Origin of the sequence: Nocardioides agariphilus (assembly GCF_015352445.1) — a bacterium.
Classification (GTDB): Bacteria; Actinomycetota; Actinomycetes; order Propionibacteriales; family Nocardioidaceae; genus Nocardioides; species Nocardioides agariphilus.
In genome coordinates this window covers 52,293-71,243 of record NZ_JADKPO010000010.1, presented here as the reverse complement: position 1 = coordinate 71,243, position 18,951 = coordinate 52,293, and the positions used below count along the sequence as shown (strand labels likewise).

Below are 18,951 nucleotides of genomic sequence, written 5' to 3'. Positions count from 1 at the left end.
GCCCCGGATAGCCTCGCGGCGTGCGATCGCTCCGGTTCCTGGTGAGCAGACGCTGGCTGGTCTTCTTCCTGGTCGTCGTCGCGCTGGCCTATGCCACGTGGTGGCTGGGCCGCTGGCAGTTCCATCGGCTCGACGACCGCAAGCACGACAACGCGGTGGTCGAGCGCAACGAGCACGCCGACCCCGCGCCGGTCGCCGAGGTGCTCGCGCCCGGCCGCGAGGTGGACGCCGACGACGAGTGGCGCACGGTCACGGCGACCGGGACCTACCTTCCCGACGAGACCGTCATCGTGCGATACCGCACCCGCGACGGCTCCTCCGGCGTCGACGTGGTCGTGCCGCTCCAGACCAACGCCGGGCCGGCCCTCCTGGTCGACCGGGGCTGGCTGGCGACCCAGAACAGCGGCGCCGTACCCGAGGACGTACCTCCTCCCCCGACCGGTCAGGTCACCGTCACCGGATACGTCCGCGTCGACGCCACCGGAAGCTCCGCACGCGTGAGCGACGGGTCGACCCGCTCGATCTCGAGCGAGCAGATCGGGCCGGCGATCGACCGGGAGGTGTACGGCGGGTTCGTCGACCTCGCAACCGAGGACCCGGCCGCCGCGACACCGTTGGAGCTGGCCGAGCTGCCCGACCTCGGTAACGGCCCGCACTTCTTCTACGGCCTGCAGTGGTGGTTCTTCGGGGTTTTGGCGGTCTTCGGGTTCTTCTACCTGGCCTACGACGAGTGGCGCGGAGGCCCGACGCGAGGTCCGCGGGCGCGTCAGAGCGTGCGCAGCAGCCCGCCGTCGACCGGCAGCATCACACCCGAGACGTACGACGCCGCGGGTGAGAGCAAGAAGGCCGCCGCACGCCCGAACTCCTCCGGCTCGCCGTAGCGACCCAGCGGGATCTGCGCCTCGGACTGGGCACGGGCGGCCTCCGCGTCGCCGGTCGAGGCATCCAGCTCGGCGACGCGGGCGGTTGCAAGCCGGCCGGGCAGCAGCCCGTTGACGCGCACCCCGCGAGGTCCCTGCTCGTCTGCCAGCGTCTTGGCGACCATCGCCAGGCCCGGCCGCAAGCCGTTGGAGATGGCCAGCCCGGGCAGCGGCGAGCGGACCGACGACGACAGTACGAAGGCAACCGACCCGCCCGGCTCCAGCTCAGCGCACACCTCACGCGCCACGCGTACGGCGCCCAGGAAGACCGACTCGAAGGCTCGCGACCAGTCGGCGTCGGACGTGCTGGTCACCGTGCCGACCGGCGGACCACCCACGGAGATCAGTACTCCGTCGAGCCGGCCGAACGACTCTCGAGCCGCACTGATGAGTCGCGCCGGCGTCGCCGGGTCAGCGTTGTCAGAGGCGACCGTCACGGCGGACTCGCCCAGCGCTCCCGCCGCCTCGGCCAGGGACTCCTCGCTCCGACCCGAGATGACGACCTTGGCGCCTCCCGCGACCAGCACGTCTGCGGTCGCTCGACCCAGCCCGCGGGCTCCCCCGGTCACGATGTAGACCCGGTCAGCGAGGTCGAGATCCATGCGCTCGACCCTAACGCGGCCGATGGGTCGGTCAGGAGACGAGGTCGTCGAGGAACTGGGTGCGGTAGAGGTCGGAGTAGAGGCCGCCCTCGGCGAGCAGCTCAGCGTGGGTGCCGCGCTGGACGACCCGACCCTGGTCGACGACCAGGATCTGGTCGGCCTGGCGAATGGTCGAGAGCCGGTGGGCGATCACCAGGCTGGTGCGTCCGGAGAGCGCGGCCACCAGCGCGCGCTGTACGGCCTGCTCGGACTCGGAGTCGAGGTGGGCGGTCGCCTCGTCGAGGACGACGACCGACGGCGCCTTGAGGAGGAGCCGAGCGATGGCCAGGCGCTGACGCTCGCCGCCGGAGAGGCGGTAGCCCCGGTCGCCCACCACGGTGTCGAGGCCCTCGGGCAGGGACCGGACCAGCCAGGCCACCTGGGCAGCCTCGAGCGCGGCCCAGATGTCGCGGTCGTCAGCCTCGGGACGTGCGTAGAGCAGGTTGGCGCGGATGGTGTCGTGGAACATGTGGGCGTCTTGGGTGACATAGCCGACGACGTCCTCGAGCGACTCCAAGGTGACGTCGCGGACGTCGTGGTCGCCGACGCGGACGGCCCCCGACGCGACGTCGTAGAGGCGCGCGACCAGGTGGGTGATCGTCGTCTTGCCCGCGCCTGAGGGACCGACGAGTGCCACCATCTGGCCCGGCTCGGCGACGAAGCTGACCTCGCGCAGCACCTCGCCCGTGTCGGCCGACTCGGTGCGGGCCACAGCCTCCAAGGAGGCCAAGGAGATCTCCTCGGCTCGTGGGTAGCGGAAGGACACGTGGTCGAACTCGACCCGGGAGGCGGTGGCCGGAAGCTCCACGGCGTCGGGCTTCTCCTTGATCGAGGACGGCAGGTCGAGCACCTCGAAGACCCGCTCGAAGCTGACCAGCGCGGTCATGACGTCGATGCGGACGTTGGAGAGGCCCTGGAGCGGCCCGAGGAGCCGCAGCAACAAGGTGGTCAGGGCCAGCAGGGTGCCGACCGTGAGCTCGCCCTGGATGGCGAGGTAGCCGCCCACGCCGTAGACCATCGCGGTCGCCAGGGACGGCACCGTCATCATCGCGGCGCCGAAGATGCGCGTGATCAAGGAGATGCGGATGCCGAGGTCGCGAACGCGGGCGGCCTTGCCGGCGAACAGGGCGTCCTCGTCGGCACGCCGTCCGAACAGGCGCAGCAGCATCGCGCCGCCGACGTTGAACCGCTCGGTCATCACGTTGCCCATGTCGGCATTGCCGTCCATCTGCTCCCGGGTCAGGCCGGCGAGCTTGGCGCTGACCATGCGCGAGGTGAGGAACAGCAAGGGAAAGAGCAGGAGGCAGGCCAGCGTCACCTGCCAGCTCAACGCGATCATCGCGACGCCGACCACGACGACCGAGATCGCGTTGGAGACCGTGCCCGACAGCGTCGAGGTGAACGCCCGCTGGGCGCCGATCACGTCGTTGTTGAGCCGGGAGACGAGCGCTCCGGTCTGGGTGCGGGTGAAGAACGCGAGCGACTGGCGCTGGACGTGGGCGAACACCTGGGTGCGGAGGTCGTAGATCAGGCCCTCGCCGATGCGGGAGGACAGCCAACCGCCGATCACCGCCAAGACCGCCCCGAACATCGAGGTGGCCGCCATCAGGAGCGCCAGCTCGACGACGAGCGAGACGTCCTTCTGCAGGATGCCGTGGTCGACGATGCGCTGGACCAGCAGTGGCGAGACGACGACCAGGCTGGCATCGACGACGGTCAGTGCCAAGAAGACCGAGATCAGTCTGCGGTGGGGCCGGGCGAACCCGAGCACCCGGCGCACCGTGCCTCGATCGACCCGGTTGGGGACGTCCTTGCGATCGGTGCGCATGTGACGCCACACCTGGCCGTAGCCGCTGATGCCTGACAAGTCGTGCCCCTCGCTCTTGCTGGCCCAACGCCAGCAGCGAGGGACATTGTTCCGCGGGGCACCGACAGCGCCCTGCCAACAGCGACGATCAGGCGGCGCGGTGCTGGGTCAGACGCCGCAGCCGGGCGCGCAACCGCGAGTCCGGGCGGCCCTGGCGCTGCAGCGGCAGGAGGTGGGTCAGGCCCTCGTGCTCGGCCACCAGCTGCGTCACCTCGACGTCGTAGGCCGTGGCCAGGCTCTCGGCGCGGGTGAGGTCATCGGCAGCGACGGCCGCGTTGACCCCATCGACGTAGCGCGCATGCAGAGCATCGATTCGATCGACAAGTCGGGTCATGCCACCAGTGTCCCGGACAAATTGGATCGATCCAAAGTGGCGCGTGTGTGATGCTGCCGACAGCCCCTCCGCGCGCGATGAGAAGGGTGGACTCTGACTGGGCGCCCGCATCGTCGAGCGACATCACCCGTCGTCGATCTCGAGCTCCAGCCCGGCCACGGCGTTGGACAGACCGCGGTGGCGACGGGTGAGGTAGGCGCCGGCACCCGAGGCGACGGCCAGCACCCCGAGCACCACCTGAGCAGCCGTCACGGTCACCACCGCGAGCACCACGAGGGGCGCGACGCCGGTCAGCAGCTTGACGAGACGACGGGCATACGACGCCGGCGTCGTCCGCAGGTCCACCACCAGCTCCCCGAGCGTCTTCCCGGCGATCAGCACCATCAGCGCCTCGACCAGGAACGGCACGCCCGCCCGCAGGGCGACCATCGAGCCGGAGTCGGTCGCCGGGTGCTCGTCGAGCACGAACACCCCGTATCCGCGCCAGAGCGCCGCTGCTGCCGTGCCGCCCAGCACGACGAAGAGAACATCGCTGACCGTCGCGGCAAGCCGTCGCCCCACCGACACCGTCGCCGGCAACGCACGGCGAGCGGTGCCCAGACGGCGGTGCCTGCGGGCGGCGTACGGATAGGACACGACCGCACCGAGGAAGGCTCCGAGGGTGTTGGTGAGCAGGTCGTCGACGTCGAAGAGCCGGTAGGCGCACGGGTAGACGCCCCACACGCCGGTCAGCTGCGTGACCTCGATGAGGAGGGAGACCGCCAGGCCCAGGCCGGTCGCCACCGCCACACCGCGGTGGGTGATCAGTCGCACGAACGGGCCGAACGGGAGGAAGAGCACGACGTTCAGCACGACCTGCAAGAAGGCTTGGTTGCGGAGCAGCTCACCTGGCGTCCCGAGACCGCCGTAGCCAGCTTGCTCTGCTGCCCGACGGATGTCGTCGGCGAAGGCCATCAGCCGGGTCTGGGCATGCTGGCAGGCGTAGTCGCCGACGTCGGGCAGTGGCAGCAGCGTGTAGGTCCACAGCGCCACGCCGTAGACCGCGGCGCCGACCAGGACGGCGAGGTCGCCCGGTCCGAGACGGCCGTCGCGTCGGTACTGGACGGCCGCCACCGGGATGAACAGCAGCACCGCGACGACGGAGCCGAGAAGCAGAGCGACGACCGCGTTGGTCCCCTGGTCGCCCACGGTGCGAGAGCCTAGGTCGTCTGTCGCATCCGGGAGCTGACCCTGGAGCCAGAACGGACCTCCCGGCCAGCACGTCCGCCAGCCACCCTGGAGTCGATGAGTCGAGGCCGGCCGGGCAGTCTGAGGTACATGAGCCGCACCACCTGCCACGTGACCATCTCGCTCGACGGCTACCTCGCCGGGCCCGACCAGACGCTGGAGAAGCCACTCGGGATCGGCGCGGAGGACATGCACGCCTGGATGTTCCCTCCGGACGGCGCGCCGCTCCAGCCTGGTGACGTGGCGGCGCGCGAGCACCTGGCCAAGCCACGCGGCGCCTACGTGATGGGCCGCAACATGTTCGGCCCCGTCCGGGGCGGGTGGGAGACCTGGGACGGCGAGTGGCGCGGCTGGTGGGGCGAGGAGCCGCCCTACCACGCACCCGTGTTCGTGCTCACCCACCATGAGCGCGAGCCGATCGAGATGGCCGGAGGTACGACGTTCCACTTCGTGACCGACGGCTTCGCTGCGGCGTACGCCATGGCAACCGATGCGGCCGGGGACCAGGAGGTGCTCATCGCCGGCGGTGCCAGCACCATCAGGCAGGCCTTCGCGGCCGGCGTGCTCGACGAGATCTTCCTCGACATCTCCCCTGTTCTTCTCGGAGCTGGCGAGCGGCTGCTCGACGGTGTCCGGGACGTCCGGCTCACTCCGGTCGAGGTCGGCCACTCACCGTTGGCCACCCACGTTCGCTACGAGGTCGGCTGAGCTGGCGGGCAAGCCGATTCCGGGCACGGCGCAGCAGATCGGGCCCACGGTGCTACGGCGAACATCCTCTGACAGCCGTGGTTCCGCCTACGCTGAGCCAATGCCCATCACCGGCTGGGACCAGGCGGCGTCCATCGACGACGTCCTCGAGCGGATGGCGGCCATCGACGCGGCACTCCCACGTCACGACGGCGTGGCGTACTTCAACCGGATGTACTGGGAGGTCACCAAGCTCGTCGACGCAGCAGTGGACGCGAGCACCTTCGAGGCCGGGGAGTTCCTGGCCCGCCTCGACGTGCACTTCGCCAACCTGTACTTCGCGGCCTACGCCGCCGATGCCGATGGCACGACGGTGAGCCCGGCCTGGGCGCCGCTCTTCGAGTCGCGCGGGAGGGACCGCACGCTGCCGATCCAGTTCGCCCTGGCCGGCATGAACGCCCACATCTCCCACGACCTCCCCCACGCCGTCGTCGCCACCTGCGCCGAGCTGGACCGCCAGCCGGTCGAGGACTGCCCGGAGCACCACGACTTCACCCGCACCAACGAGGTGCTCGCGGATGCCCAGGAGAAGATCAAGGACTGGTTCTCCACCGGAGTGATCGCGACCATCGACCGCCTCGGAGGCCGGGTCGACGACGGCTTCGCCACCTTCGGCATCCACGTCGCCCGGGCGGCGGCCTGGAGGACATCCGAGGTGCTCTGGGAGCTGTCTGCCAACGAGCGCCTCGACCGCCTCTTCCGGGAGGGCCTGAGCCGGTCGGTCGAGCTGACGAGCAGAGGGATCCTGCTCTAGCGAAGCATCGCGGCGAGATCGCGGAACCGGCGTACCTGCGCCTCGCGCTCGAACCTCCGTTGCTCGTCGAGGGAGCGACCACCGGCAGCCAGCAGCAACGCCTTGGTCTCGCGTACGGCGCCGGGCATGGCCGCGGTCAGGGCGGCCACGAGATCGGCCACCGTGGCGTCGAGCTCGGCCGCCGGCACCACCACGTTGGCCAGCCCGATCCCCGCGGCCTCGGCCGCGGAGACCATCCGGGCCGTGGCGCAGATCTCGAGCGCCCGGGCATAGCCGACGGCCGCCACGAGCGGCTTGGTCCCGGTCAGGTCCGGCACCAGGCCCAGAGCGGACTCCTTCATGCACAGCTGGGCGTCATCGGTGAGCACCCGCAGGTCGCACGACAAGGCGAGCTGGAAGCCGGCACCGATGGCGTAGCCCTGGACAGCGGCGATCGACACGAACCGCGGGTCACGAAGCCAGGTGAACCCGCGCTGGAAGTCCGCGACCCGCGACGCGGCCTCCTCGTCGTCGAGAGCGAGCAGCCCGGCCACCGTCTCGCCCTCACCGGCCGCGCCGGGATCGAGCATCGCCCGGTCGAGTCCGGCCGAGAACGACGACCCGCTCCCCCGCACGACGACGACGCGGACGTCGTCGGGTACCTGCTCGCCGATCGCGGCCAGCGCGCGCCACATCTGCGGTGTCTGGGCGTTGCGCACCTCTGGCCGGTCGAGGGTGACCGTCGCGACGCCGTCGCGGACGTCGTAGGCGAGTCCGGCGGCGGCGAGCTCCTCGGGCGTCATGGGCGCGAGTATCCCCGATTCGTCAGCACGCCCTCCGCTGGGTGCACCCGCACGACCGCTGACGAAGCGGGCTTCTAGGCCAGGGACACGAGGTCGGCGTACGACGGGTTCCAGAGGTCCTCGACGCCGTCGGGCAGGATCAGCACGCGGTCGGGCTCGAGGGCGTGCACCGCGCCTTCGTCGTGGGTGACGAGCACGATGGCCCCGGTGTAGGTGCGGATAGCAGCCAGCACCTCTTCGCGCGAGGCCGGGTCGAGGTTGTTGGTCGGCTCGTCGAGCAGCAGCACGTTGGCGCTCGAGACGACCAGGATGGCCAGCGCCAGGCGGGTCTTCTCGCCACCCGACAACACGCGCGCGGGCTTCTCGGCGTCGTCGCCGCTGAAGAGGAACGAGCCGAGCACCGACCGCGCCTCGGTGTCGGTGAGCTGGGGCGCCGCGGAGTGGAGGTTCGCGAGCACCGTCTGCGAGGTGTCGAGGGTCTCGTGCTCCTGGGCGTAGTAGCCGAGCCTCAGGCCGTGGCCGGGCACCACCTCGCCGGTGTCGGCCTGGTCGATGCCCGCCAGGATGCGCAACAGCGTGGTCTTGCCGGCGCCGTTGAGTCCGAGCACCACCACACGAGAGCCCTTGTCGATGGCCAGGTCGACGTCGGTGAACACCTCGAGCGAGCCATAGGACTTCGACAGCTCGCTGGCGGTCAGCGGGGTCTTGCCGCACGGCGCGGGCGACGGGAACTTGATCCGGGCGACGCGGTCGGCTCGCCGCTCGCCCTCGACACCGGCCATCAAGCGCTCGGCGCGGCGCATCATCGACTGCGCCGCCTGCGCCTTGGTCGCCTTGGCCCGCATCTTGTTGGCCTGGTCCATGAGCGCGTCGGCCTTGCGCTCGGCGTTGAGCCGCTCGCGCTTGCGTCGCCTCTCATCGGTCTCGCGCTGCGAGAGGTAGGCCGACCACCCCATGTTGTAGACGTCGATCTCACCGCGGTTGGCGTCGAGGTGCAGCACCTTGTTGACCGTCGACTCCAGCAGCGCCGTGTCGTGGCTGATCACCACGAGGCCGCCCTTGTGGGCCTTGAGGAACTCCCGCAACCACACGACCGAGTCGGCGTCGAGGTGGTTGGTCGGCTCGTCGAGCAGCAAGGTCTCCGCACCGCTGAAGAGGATGCGGGCCAGCTCCACCCGTCGGCGCTGGCCGCCCGAGAGCGTGCGCAGCGGCTGGCCGAGCACACGGTCCTCGATGCCCAGGCTGTGGGCGATCTGCGCGGCCTCGGACTCCGCGGCGTAACCGCCACCGGCGTGCAGCTCGGCGTCTGCTCGCTCGTAGCGGCGCATCGCCCGCTCGCGGACCGACGGGTCGTCGCTGCCCATCTCGGTCTCGGACTGACGCAGCCGTCGGACGACGTCGTCGAGGCCGCGCGCCGAGAGGATCCGCTCGCGCGCGAGCACCTCGGGATCACCGGTGCGCGGGTCCTGCGGCAGGTAGCCGACCGAGCCGGATGCCGTGACCGACCCGGACGCCGGCTGGCCCTCGCCGGCGAGGATCTTGGTGAGGGTGGTCTTGCCGGCACCGTTGCGGCCGACCAGGCCGACCTTGTCGCCCGGAGCGACCCGGAAGGTGACGTCCTGCATCAACAGCCTCGCCCCGGCACGCACCTCGAGGTGTTGGGCGGTGATCATCAGGCTGGCTAGTGTATGGGCGGTCCACACCGGCGACTCAGGCGGCCGGTGGACGCGGTCACAGCCGGACAGGAGAGCGACGATGCGCTTCAACCCCAAGGCCCGGCTCGATACCTCCCGGATGCGCGATGTCGGCCGATCCGGTGGTGGCGGCGGCGGCATGGGCGGTGGCGGGATGCGGATCCCGATCCCCGGCGGCACCAAGGCCGGCGGCGGCATCGGTGGCGTGCTCATCATCATCTTGTTCCTGGTGCTGACCCAGTGCGTGGGCGGCGGCACGGGCGGCACCTCGCTGCCCGACACCGGCCTCGACACCTCGCGGATGGCCGGCACCGACACGGGGCGCTACGCCAACTGCAAGACCGGACAGGACGCCCAGGACAGCCCCGACTGCGCCCGCGTGGCCGTCGAGAACTCCCTGACCGACTTCTGGTCCAAGGCGCTGCCGGACCAGAGCGACACCGCCTTCCAGCCGATCAGCGCGATGCAGACCTTCAGCGGAGGCACCTCGACCGGCTGCGGCGACGCCACCGCCGAGGTCGGGCCGTTCTACTGCCCGACCGACAGCACGATCTACCTCGACACGACGTTCTTCGAGCAGGTGCTCCAAGGCCAGCTCAACGGTCCGGCCGGTGACTTCGTGGAGCCCTACGTCCTGGCCCACGAGTACGGCCACCACATCCAGAACCTCCTGGGCACCATGGGCCAGGTCCAGACCCAGCGCGGCCCCAACAGCGACGCCGTGCGCCTGGAGCTGCAGGCCGACTGCTACGCCGGCATGTGGGCCAAGAACGCCACGACGACCGGTGACGCCTCGGGCGAGGCGCTGATCCTGGGTCTGACCCAGCAGGACATCCAGCAGGCCATCGAGGCGGCCAAGTCCGTGGGCGACGACCGCATCCAGCAGCAGACGACCGGCCGCGTCAACCAGGAGCAGTGGACCCACGGCTCTGCCGCCGCCCGGGTCAAGTGGTTCCAGGTCGGCTACTCCAAGGGCACCCTGCAAGCCTGCGACACCTTCTCCCCCGCCACCGTCGAGTAGACCCTCAGGCGAGCAGCGCCTCGAGCTCGTCGGCCACCCGCTCGAGGGCCCGGAGGTACGGCGCGACGCTGGGGTGGCGGAACTTGGCCGCCAGCGCGCCCTCGCCGCCCGCGACCCGGGCCAGGGCCCACTCGGCGCGGCTGACGGCGGTGTACGACGCGACGATGCGGGCGCCGAGCCGCACCTGGTCGACGGTGGCGACCTCGCGACCCGACTCGGCCATGCCCAGCACGTAGGCGTCCAGCAGCGGCTCCGGAGCCTCACGGGCACCGGCCATGTGCAGCCCGAGGTCGGTGCCGACAGGACCGATGCCCAGGGCCTGCCAGTCGATGGCCACGACCAGCTCACCGTCACGACCGCGCAGGTTTCCGGCGCCGACGTCGCCGTGGTGCGCGACGGCGGGCAGCGCGTCGTACAGGCCGAGGAAATGCTCGCGGCGGTGCCAGAGGCTGTCGGCCAGATCGGCGGCACTGGTGCGGGCCAAGGTCGGCCAGCCGCCCCGGCGCTCCACCCTCGCCAGCCGGGAGCGCAGCAGCCCGCGCGCCAGCCACGGTCGCTCCCCGAGGTCCGCGGCGGCGAACCTGCCGAGCGCGTGTGCCACGAACAAGCCGTTGATGCCGGCGTCCTCTACCCACTCCGAGGTGAGCGTGATGCCGGCGTCGTCCTCCTCCACCCCGCTCACCGGACCCACGACTCCGGGAGTGGCCCGATTGAGGCCGGTGTCGGCGACGTCGGCCTCACGCCGCCAGTAGGCGAAGTGGGTCGGGTCCTGCAGCTCGGGAGGGTCCCCGGGCTGGGGCCTGGCCAGGCGCTTGATCGCGAGCGGCTGGCCGCCCCGCTCCGTGCGCCACACGCCGACCGTGGAAGAGCCGGCGCCAGCGGGCACTGAGACCCACCCCGGCTGCGGCTCCCAGGTCATGTGGCGCACGCTAACCGATGTCGCGCTCCCGGTAGCGCCACCACGCAGTGACCGTCAGCGCGGCCGCGATGGCTGTGAGCCAGATGGTCGGTGTCGCCGCGAAGGACTCGACCGGCATCGCGGGCAGGTGTGTGTAGGGCGAGAGGCCGGTGACGGCGTCCGGCAGCTTGAGCAGCTCGCCCACCTGGCCGATCGCGAAGCAGGAGGCGAGCAGCGCCCAGGCGACCACGGCGAGTCTGCTGCCGAAGGCGTGCAGCAGCAGAGCCGCGGCCGCCACCACCCACACGGCCGGCGACTGTGCCAGCGCCGCGCCGGCGAACCTGCCGAGGTCGCCTGCGCCTCCACCGGCCTGCATGCCGAGCCCCAGCGCCGCCCCGGCGCCGGTGACCAGCAACAGCCAGCTCGCGCCACCGAGGGAGATGACCGCGGTGGCGACGAAGGTGCGCGAGCGAGTGACGGCGGTGGCGAGCACCTGCTCGGTGCGCCCGTCGCGCTCGTCACCGGCGCCGTGACCGACGACGGCGATCGCGAAGCACGTCACCACGACGGCAGCGATGGAGAGCACGGCGGCGACGAGCGCATCCTGCAGGGCTCCCACACCACCGAGACTCTCGATCACCTGGCGACCCGCATCGGTGTCCAGCAGGTCACCGACTCCTGGTGCGATGGCGCCCATCACCAGTCCGAGCGCTGCCACACCGACCGTCCAGGACGACACCATCGTCCGGTGCACCCGCCAGGTGAGAGCGAAGGCGTCGGCGAGCCTGGGTGAACCGTGTGCTGGACCCGGCCGAGCCGCAAGCACCCCGGAGCCCAGGTCGCGACCGTGCTGGAGCATCCGTGCCGACACCACCAGGCCGGCGCCGAGAACGGCGTACAGCAGGAGGACCCACCAGCGAGGCTCGGACCACGCGCGCAGCCGGGTGCTCCACCCGAACGGCGACAGCCACGACACCCACTCGGGTCCGGTGTCGCCCACCACCCGCAAGCCGAACAGCACCGCGATCCCGGCGCCCGCGAGTGCCGCGCACGTCCGAGCACTCGCCGAGAGCTGGCACGCCACGGCGGTCAGGCCGATGGCCACCCACGACACGCCCACCCAAGAAGCCGCGAACCCGATCGAGCCGACCACGGGCAGGCCACCGACCACACAGGCGACGGCCGCCAGGATCCCGAGCGCCGCGGCCACCGATCCGGACTCGAGGACCGCGGCCGCCAGCTGGGCGTCGCGCCCGACTGCCGTGGCACCCAGCAGCTCGGCCCGCCCCGACTCCTCCTCGGTGCGGGTGTGCCTGCGGACCAGCACGAGGAAGAGCAGCGCGACGAACGCGGCGTAGAGGACGGTGAGCTTGGTCATGGCCAGCTCGCCCTCGCTCCTCACGTCGAGGATCGGGCCGTAGAGCGCGACTATCGCCGGGCTGCTGTTGATCGCCTCGGCCGCCTGGACCCGGTCGGCCGCCGTCGGGTAGATGCTCACGGTCGCCGAAGCCGAGGCATAGACCACCACGACCAGGAGCAGCACCCAGACGGTCACGAACACGCGGTCGCGCCGCAGGGCCGCCCGCGTGAGCGGCCACGTGCCGGCGTAGGCGTTCATCGAGTGACCGTCGCCTCCGGCCGGTAGGCCTCGAGGAACAGCTCCTCGAGGGTCGGTGGCGCACTCGTCAGCGACCGGACCCCGGCCGCTGTCAGTGCGGCGAGAACATCGCTCATCGCCTCTGGGGCCACCGAGCAGGTGAGGGTCTGGCCCTCCACGCGTACGTCGGTCACGCCCGCCAGCAGCGACAGGTCCGGAGGTGTCCCCGCGACCTCGGCGACGACCCTGCTACGCCTGAGGTGACGCAGCTCAGCCAAGGTGCCGGACTCGACGGCGCGGCCGGATCGGATGATCGTGACGCGGTCGGCGAGCCGTTCGACCTCGCTGAGGATGTGGCTGGACAGCAGAACGGTGGTGCCGGCCTCGACGCGCTCGGCCAGGCAGTCGGCGAAGACCTGCTCCATCAGGGGATCCAGGCCCGAGGTCGGCTCGTCGAGCACGAGCAGGTCGACCTCAGCGGCCAGGGCCGCGACGAGCGCGACCTTCTGCCTGTTGCCCTTGGAGTAGGCCCGGCCACGCTTGGTCGGGTCGAGGTCGAAGCGCTCGAGCAACGCCCCACGAGCCGTGCTGGCCGGCTCCACGCCACGCATCCGCAGCAGCATGTCGATGGTCTCGCCGCCGGAGAGGTTCGGCCACAACGCGACGTCACCGGGCACATATGCCAGCCGCCGGTGGATCGCCACGCCATCGGCCCACGGGTCCAGCCCGAACACGGTTGCCGTGCCAGCGTCGACCCGCAGCAGGCCCAGGAGCGCCCGGATCGTGGTCGACTTGCCGGCACCGTTGGGTCCGAGGAAGCCGTGCACCTGACCGCGCGCGACGGAGAGGTCGAGGCTGTCCAGGGCCCGAGTGCCGCCGAAGTCCTTGACCAGGCCGTGGACGGCGATGACAGGTTCGGTCACGGCCTGAGCCTACATATCATTCAGTATTTGTTGAATCTTGTTACACTCCGGTTCGTGCCTGACCGGTCACAGGCCACGGTGGCGGCCACCTTCGTCGAACGCATGGGCGGAGCGCTGACCGATGCAGGGCTTCCTCGTCTCCCCTCGCGGGTCTTCGCAGCTCTGGTCGTCGACGAGGACGGCAAGATGACAGCAGCCGAGCTGGCGACAACGCTGGCCGTCAGCCCTGCCGCAGTCTCGGGGGCGGTGAACTTCCTCGGCCAGATCGGGTTCTTGCACCGCGAGCGCGAGCGCGGCTCCCGCAAGGACGTCTACGTCGTCGACGACGACGCCTGGCTGGGCGCGATGATGCGCAAGGACCAGACCTACGCGCCGTTGATGGCAGCCCTCGACAACGCCCTCGAAGGCCTCGGCGAGAAGGACCCCGCGGCTCACCGGCTGTGGCTGATGCGCGAGTTCCTGGCGTTCGTCGACGCTGAGATGGACGGCCTTGCCGAGCGTTGGCAGCTGAGACGCCGCGAGCTCGAGGAGGACGTGCCGCACGACACGCCGGGCAGCTTCGACGTGGCGCACTGACCTGACGGCCTGCTCCCGGTACGTTGCGATCGAGCGGTCAACACCGCGACTCGGGCTGTGCAACCTAGGAGTCGCCCCATGGCCCAGCACGTGGCCCGGAACGTGTCGCAACACGTGGCGGAGCAGGTGGCTGAGCTGGTGGCCGAGCACGTCGCCCGAAGCCAGTCACAGCACTCGGCCGAGACGCCCAAGCACGCCCGGCCGCGCCCGCGTCACGCCAGCCGCATGGTCGTCTTCACCGCCGTCCTCGACGAGAAGCAGCCGCTGCGCGAAGCCCCGGTCGCTGCGGAGTCCGACGCCGACTTCGTCTGCCTGACCAACGACCCCACCCTGCGCAGCGATACCTGGCAGGTCGTGCCGGTCGACCTGCGCATGCCCACCGATCCCGTGCGCAGCGAGCGCTTCCTCAAGATCGTCGGTCACCCGGTGCTCGAGGGATACGACCGCAGCCTCTGGGTCGACAACGCGGTCGAGCTGCAGGCGCCCCCCGAGTCCTTCGTCGACGACTGGCTGGAGGACGCGGACGTTGCCGCTCCGGTGCACACGTTCTACCGAAGCCTGCTCGAGGAGGCCGAGGCCAGCGTCGAGCGCGGCAAGGACGACCACCTGCGAGTCTTCGAGCAGCTGGCCCACTATCTGCGGGCCTGGCCCACAGCAGTCGAGGCCAACCCGCACTGGACCGCACTGCTCGCGCGCCGGCGTACTCCCGAGGTCGATGCCGCGATGCAGACCTGGTGGGAGCACGTCCTGCGCTACTCACGCAGAGACCAGATCTCCTTCGGCGTGGCGATGGCCGCGAGCGATGTCCGTGTCGGCTCGGTGCCGCTGCCCAACCTGCGTTCACCCGTGCACCGTTGGCCGGACGGTCGAGCAACGCGCGCCGAGGAGGCCGTCTCCGAGGCTTCGCCAGCGCCTCAGCCCGAGGCGCCTGCGGGCGGCGAGGTCGCTGTCACCGACCCGATGCGGCTGCGTGCCGAGATCGAGGCCGTGCTCGAGGAGGACAAGGACCCGCACGCCTGGGTGTGGGACCTCGAGGCACGGATGACGGCGGCCACCGAGAACGTCCGCAGGCTCCGCGACCAGATCCAGCGGCACCGCAGCTCCTAGCATCCGGGCGCGTCATCGCCACCGAGGAGCCGCACTACCTGCTCCGCATGTCCGGCGGCGACGAAAGCGGATCCGGTGACACGACCTTCACCGAGTGGGACTCACCCGTCGATGCGGAGCCGCCGGCGACGTCGGAGGTCTTCGTACCTCCCCAGGACTGATCGGGCCGAGGCCGCCTGGCCGGGATCAGCGGTTCACGACGAGCACCCGCACCGATGCCGCGTCGCGCACCGCCTGGTCCAGCACCGCCCGCTTGGGGTCCGGCACCGACAGCCACGGGGCGAGGACCACCAGGCCGGACAGCCGCGGGTCGGCCAGCACCTCGTCGACCGCGGCACGGTCGCCTCCGGTGACCACGGGGCCGGGGCGCAGGATGCGGGCTGCGTGCTCGGCGGCGGCCTCGAAGGCCTGACGGGCCTGGTTGCCCCGACGCCGGGCGAACCGCTGCTGGCTCTGGCCGCCGGCCTTGGTTCGTCCCTGCACGTGACGTTGGCCGATCTTGTGCTCGGCCAGCTCCATGCCACACAGGCGGGCCACGGCGAAGCCGCCCTTGCGCACGAGCAGGATCCCCCACTCAGCGGGCGCCACGACTGCCTGCGCGAACGACGCAGGCTCGGCCGGCCCGTCGTACTCCGCATCGAAGGGCAGCCGCGCGGTGAAGGTGGAGCCGTCGGCCGCCGTACCTCGCAGCCCACCGCCGTCAACCGCGCAGACGGTCGCTCCGTGCCTGGCCTCGAAGTTCGCCGCCCAGCGCACGAGGCGCTCGGCCGGCACCGAGACCGTCACGTTGTCCACGAGGTCCGTTCTACAGGGCCCCTGGCACGTGCCGGCGCTGGCACTGCGCGGCGGCTGCCAGGATGGTGCCCATGTCCGCACGTGACGACGGCTCCCCCCGCCCGGTCGAGACCTGGCTGACCGACATGGACGGCGTCTTGGTCCACGAGGAGGTCCCGATCCCGGGGGCGACGGAGTTCATCGAGGCGCTCAAGGAGTCGGGGCTCCGCTTCCTGGTGCTGACCAACAACTCGATCTTCACGCCACGCGACCTGCGTGCACGCCTCCTGGCCAGCGGCATCGACGTGCCCGAGGAGGCGATCTGGACCTCCGCCCTGGCCACCGCGCAGTTCCTTGCCGACCAGCGTCCGCACGGCTCGGCCTACGTCGTGGGCGAGGCTGGTCTGACCACGGCACTGCACGACATCGGCTACGTAATGACCGACCGCAACCCCGACTACGTGGTCCTGGGCGAGACCCGCACCTATTCCTTCGAGTCGATCACCCGCGCGATCCGTCTCATCGACGACGGCGCGCGGTTCATCGCCACCAACCCCGACGCGAGCGGGCCGAGCCACGCCGGCAAGCTCCCGGCAACCGGGTCCGTGGCCGCCCTGATCCGGACGGCGACCGGCCGGTCGCCGTACTTCATCGGCAAGCCCAACCCGCTGATGATGCGCAGCGCCCTCAACCGGCTGGAGGCGCACTCCGAGACCACCGTGATGATCGGTGACCGCATGGAGACCGACATCATCAGCGGCCTCGAAGCAGGGCTGCGCACGGTGTTGGTCACGACCGGCTCGACGCGCCCCGAGGACATCGAGCACTTCCCCTACCGGGCCACCCGGGTCGTCGACTCGATTGCTGACCTCGTGGAGTTCGTGAAGGCCCCTTCGCTCTCGGTCGACGGGTGAACATCCTCAGCACGGGTGCCGAGGCGGCCGGCGTCAGACGTTGAAGCCGAGCGCCCGCAGCTGGTCGCGACCGTCGTCGGTGATCTTGTCGGGGCCCCACGGGGGCATCCAGACCCAGTTGATCAACACGTCGTTGACCAGTCCCTCGAGAGCGGTGTTGGTCTGGTCCTGGATGACGTCGGTCAGCGGGCAGGCCGCCGAGGTCAGCGTCATGTCGATGACCGCGTTGGTGTCCTCGTCGAGGTGGATGCCGTAGACCAGGCCGAGGTCGACGACGTTGATGCCGAGCTCAGGGTCGACGACGTCCTTCATCGCCTCGGTGACGTCGTCGATGGTGGTCGTGCCTGCACCGCCCTGTCCAGCCTCGGGTACGTCAGGGAGATCGCTGTGGTCGATCTGGGGGTCGGGGGTCATACCTTGCCTCCGGTGGTCTCGAGTGCTTGTGCGGTGGCGTCTTTCCAGGCCATCCACGACAGCAGCGCGCACTTGACGCGCGCGGGGAACTTGGCGACGCCGGCGAAGGCGATGCCGTCCTCCAGCGTCTCCTCGTCGGGCTCGACGGTGCCCTTGCCCTGCATGAGGGTCAGGAACTCCTGGTGGATCTCCATCGCGTCGGCGACCGGCTTGCCGATCACCAGATCGGTGAGCACGGACGCCGACGCCTGCGAGATCGAGCAGCCGAGCGCGTCGTAGGACACGTCCTCCACGAGCTGACCGTCCGGGCCGTCGGACAGGTGGACGCGCAGCGTCACCTCGTCACCACAGGTCGGGTTCACGTGGTGCACCTCGGCCTCGAAGGGGTCGCGCAGGCCCTTGTGATGAGGGTTCTTGTAGTGGTCCAGGATGATCTCCTGGTACAGCGCGTCGAGCTCGGTAGACATCGATCAGCCCAACCTGAAGTACGAACGGGTGTATTCCAGCGCGTCGACCAGGGCGTCGATCTCGCCAGGGGTCGTGTAGAGGTAGGACGACATCCGGCAGGATGCCTGCACGCCGAACCTCGCGTGGGCCGGCTTGGCGCAGTGGTGGCCCGCCCGAATGGCCACCCCCCGCGAGTCGAGCACCTGAGCCACGTCGTGGGGGTGCACGCCGGCGAGCTCGAAGGAGATCGCTCCCCCGCGCGACGCGGCATCGAGCGGGCCCAAGACGGTGAGTCCGGCGACGGAGGCGAGGCCCTCGAGCGCGTAGCCCGTGATCGCCTGCTCGTGCGCGTGCACGGCCTCCATGCCGAGGTGCCCCAGGTAGTCGACGGCCGCGCCGAGCCCGACCGCCTCGACGATCGGTGGCGTGCCGGCCTCGAAGCGGTGCGGCGCCTTGGCGTAGGTCGACCGCTCCATGGTGACGGTCTCGATCATCTCGCCGCCGCCGTGGAAGGGCGGAAGAGCGTTGAGCAGCTCCGGCTTGCCCCACAGGACGCCGATGCCCGTCGGGCCGACGGCCTTGTGACCGGTGAACCCCAAGAAGTCCGCGCCCGATGCGATGACGTCCACCGGAAGCTGCGGCACTGCCTGGGCGGCATCGACGATGACCACGGCGCCGACGGCGTGGGCCTTGTCGGCGATCTCGCGGACCGGGTTGACCGTGCCGAGCATGTTGGAGACCCAGGTCAGGGAGACGACCTTGGTGCGCTCGTTGATCAGCTCGTCGATGTCGGACAGGTCGAGTCGGCCGTCGTCGGTCAGCCCGAACCAGCGCAGGGTCGCGCCGGTGCGCTCGGTGAGCAGCTGCCACGGGACGATGTTGGAGTGGTGCTCCATCTCGGTGATGACGATCTCGTCGCCGGGCCCGACCCGCAGGTCACCCTCGGCCCAGGCGAAGGTGTTGCTGAGCAGGTTGAGTGCCTCGGTGATGTTCTTGGTGAACACCACGCCCTCGCGCTCGGGCGCGCCGATGAAGGCCGCCACCTTGTCGCGAGCCGCCTCGAACGCCTCGGTCGACTCGGCGCCCAAGGTGTGCATGGCTCGCGCGATGTTGGCGTTGTGGCGCTCCAGGTGGTCGACCATCGTGTCGATGACGACCTGCGGCTTCTGGCTGGTGTTCGCCGAGTCCAGGTAGACCAGCGGCTGCCCGTCCGCAACCGTTCGCGCCAGGATCGGGAAGTCCTTGCGGATGATGTCGAGGTCGGGCAAGAGGCCTTCCATCAGGACTCCTTTCGGCTTACGGGGTTTTCGCGAC

The 18,951-nt window shown here is 70.6% G+C and carries 20 protein-coding genes; 7 read left to right on the top strand and 13 right to left on the bottom strand.

What is annotated here, in order from left to right:
* Positions 1-20: 20 nt before the first annotated feature.
* Positions 21-881 carry an SURF1 family cytochrome oxidase biogenesis protein gene (locus ISU10_RS09290; protein WP_194696104.1) on the top strand — a complete coding sequence of 287 codons (861 nt, stop codon included), beginning with the start codon at positions 21-23 and terminating at the stop codon, positions 879-881.
* Here the strand turns inward: ISU10_RS09290 and ISU10_RS09285 are convergent.
* The 4 genes from ISU10_RS09285 to ISU10_RS09270 form a co-directional block, all read right to left on the bottom strand.
* Positions 767-1,522, bottom strand: coding sequence for an SDR family oxidoreductase (locus ISU10_RS09285; protein WP_194696103.1), 756 nt, complete (start codon positions 1,520-1,522; stop codon positions 767-769). The genes ISU10_RS09290 and ISU10_RS09285 overlap by 115 nt on opposite strands.
* 31 nt (positions 1,523-1,553) lie before the next feature.
* Entirely contained in the window at positions 1,554-3,389 is a 1,836-nt protein-coding gene (locus ISU10_RS09280; RefSeq protein WP_194696169.1) for an ABC transporter ATP-binding protein, read from the bottom strand.
* A 127-nt stretch (positions 3,390-3,516) separates the two neighbouring features.
* Positions 3,517-3,762: a hypothetical protein gene (locus tag ISU10_RS09275; protein ID WP_194696102.1), complete on the bottom strand. Its 246-nt coding sequence runs from the start codon at positions 3,760-3,762 to the stop codon at positions 3,517-3,519.
* 123 nt (positions 3,763-3,885) lie between these two features.
* Positions 3,886-4,950, bottom strand: a complete 1,065-nt coding sequence (locus tag ISU10_RS09270; RefSeq protein ID WP_194696101.1) for a VanZ family protein — start codon at positions 4,948-4,950, stop codon at positions 3,886-3,888.
* A gap of 129 nt (positions 4,951-5,079) precedes the next feature.
* Between ISU10_RS09270 and ISU10_RS09265 the strand changes: the two genes are divergently transcribed.
* Both ISU10_RS09265 and ISU10_RS09260 read left to right on the top strand, forming a co-directional pair.
* Positions 5,080-5,697: a dihydrofolate reductase family protein gene (locus ISU10_RS09265; protein ID WP_194696100.1), complete on the top strand. Its 618-nt coding sequence runs from the start codon at positions 5,080-5,082 to the stop codon at positions 5,695-5,697.
* Positions 5,698-5,797: 100 nt separating this feature from the next.
* On the top strand, positions 5,798-6,490 hold the full coding sequence (locus tag ISU10_RS09260; protein ID WP_194696099.1) for a DUF5995 family protein: 693 nt from the start codon (positions 5,798-5,800) through the stop codon (positions 6,488-6,490).
* On the opposite strand, the gene ISU10_RS09255 is transcribed toward ISU10_RS09260, so the two are convergent.
* Together ISU10_RS09255 and ISU10_RS09250 are read right to left on the bottom strand one after the other, a co-directional pair.
* Positions 6,487-7,272 carry an enoyl-CoA hydratase/isomerase family protein gene (locus ISU10_RS09255; protein ID WP_194696098.1) on the bottom strand — a complete coding sequence of 262 codons (786 nt, stop codon included), beginning with the start codon at positions 7,270-7,272 and terminating at the stop codon, positions 6,487-6,489. The genes ISU10_RS09260 and ISU10_RS09255 overlap by 4 nt on opposite strands.
* 74 nt (positions 7,273-7,346) lie before the next feature.
* Positions 7,347-8,945 carry an ABC-F family ATP-binding cassette domain-containing protein gene (locus tag ISU10_RS09250; RefSeq protein WP_194696097.1) on the bottom strand — a complete coding sequence of 533 codons (1,599 nt, stop codon included), beginning with the start codon at positions 8,943-8,945 and terminating at the stop codon, positions 7,347-7,349.
* A gap of 82 nt (positions 8,946-9,027) precedes the next feature.
* Between ISU10_RS09250 and ypfJ the strand changes: the two genes are divergently transcribed.
* On the top strand, positions 9,028-9,987 hold the full coding sequence (ypfJ, locus tag ISU10_RS09245; RefSeq protein ID WP_194696096.1) for a KPN_02809 family neutral zinc metallopeptidase: 960 nt from the start codon (positions 9,028-9,030) through the stop codon (positions 9,985-9,987).
* A gap of 4 nt (positions 9,988-9,991) precedes the next feature.
* Here ypfJ and ISU10_RS09240 read toward each other — a convergent pair whose 3' ends face one another.
* From ISU10_RS09240 to ISU10_RS09230, 3 genes are read right to left on the bottom strand one after another with little or no spacing between them, the layout of a single operon-like run.
* Positions 9,992-10,906, bottom strand: a complete 915-nt coding sequence (locus ISU10_RS09240) for a phosphotransferase (RefSeq protein WP_194696095.1) — start codon at positions 10,904-10,906, stop codon at positions 9,992-9,994.
* A 10-nt stretch (positions 10,907-10,916) separates the two neighbouring features.
* Complete coding sequence (locus ISU10_RS09235; RefSeq protein WP_194696094.1) at positions 10,917-12,503, bottom strand: ABC transporter permease; 1,587 nt, start codon at positions 12,501-12,503, stop codon at positions 10,917-10,919.
* Positions 12,500-13,405: an ABC transporter ATP-binding protein gene (locus tag ISU10_RS09230; RefSeq protein ID WP_194696093.1), complete on the bottom strand. Its 906-nt coding sequence runs from the start codon at positions 13,403-13,405 to the stop codon at positions 12,500-12,502. Before ISU10_RS09230 ends, ISU10_RS09235 begins: the two co-directional genes overlap by 4 nt.
* Positions 13,406-13,459: 54 nt before the next feature.
* Here ISU10_RS09230 and ISU10_RS09225 point away from each other — a divergent pair, with 54 nt between their 5' ends.
* On the top strand, positions 13,460-13,981 hold the full coding sequence (locus tag ISU10_RS09225) for a GbsR/MarR family transcriptional regulator (RefSeq protein ID WP_370865052.1): 522 nt from the start codon (positions 13,460-13,462) through the stop codon (positions 13,979-13,981).
* 78 nt (positions 13,982-14,059) lie between these two features.
* Positions 14,060-15,088: a glycosyltransferase domain-containing protein gene (locus tag ISU10_RS09220; RefSeq protein ID WP_194696092.1), complete on the top strand. Its 1,029-nt coding sequence runs from the start codon at positions 14,060-14,062 to the stop codon at positions 15,086-15,088.
* 186 nt (positions 15,089-15,274) lie between these two features.
* Here the strand turns inward: ISU10_RS09220 and ISU10_RS09215 are convergent, their stop codons facing one another.
* Complete coding sequence (locus tag ISU10_RS09215; protein ID WP_370865051.1) at positions 15,275-15,883, bottom strand: acVLRF1 family peptidyl-tRNA hydrolase; 609 nt, start codon at positions 15,881-15,883, stop codon at positions 15,275-15,277.
* Between the two features lie 71 nt (positions 15,884-15,954).
* Between ISU10_RS09215 and ISU10_RS09210 the strand changes: the two genes are divergently transcribed.
* Positions 15,955-16,776, top strand: a complete 822-nt coding sequence (locus ISU10_RS09210) for an HAD-IIA family hydrolase (RefSeq protein WP_194696091.1) — start codon at positions 15,955-15,957, stop codon at positions 16,774-16,776.
* Between the two features lie 33 nt (positions 16,777-16,809).
* On the opposite strand, the gene ISU10_RS09205 is transcribed toward ISU10_RS09210, so the two are convergent.
* From ISU10_RS09205 to ISU10_RS09195, 3 genes are read right to left on the bottom strand one after another with little or no spacing between them, the layout of a single operon-like run.
* A complete protein-coding gene (locus tag ISU10_RS09205) occupies positions 16,810-17,190 on the bottom strand; it encodes a metal-sulfur cluster assembly factor (protein ID WP_194696090.1) in 381 nt (126 codons plus the stop codon).
* A complete protein-coding gene (sufU, locus tag ISU10_RS09200) occupies positions 17,187-17,657 on the bottom strand; it encodes a Fe-S cluster assembly sulfur transfer protein SufU (RefSeq protein WP_194696089.1) in 471 nt (156 codons plus the stop codon). Before sufU ends, ISU10_RS09205 begins: the two co-directional genes overlap by 4 nt.
* A gap of 3 nt (positions 17,658-17,660) precedes the next feature.
* Positions 17,661-18,917 (bottom strand): cysteine desulfurase, encoded by a 1,257-nt coding sequence (locus ISU10_RS09195; RefSeq protein WP_194696088.1) that lies wholly within the window; start codon positions 18,915-18,917, stop codon positions 17,661-17,663.
* Positions 18,918-18,951 lie beyond the last annotated feature (34 nt).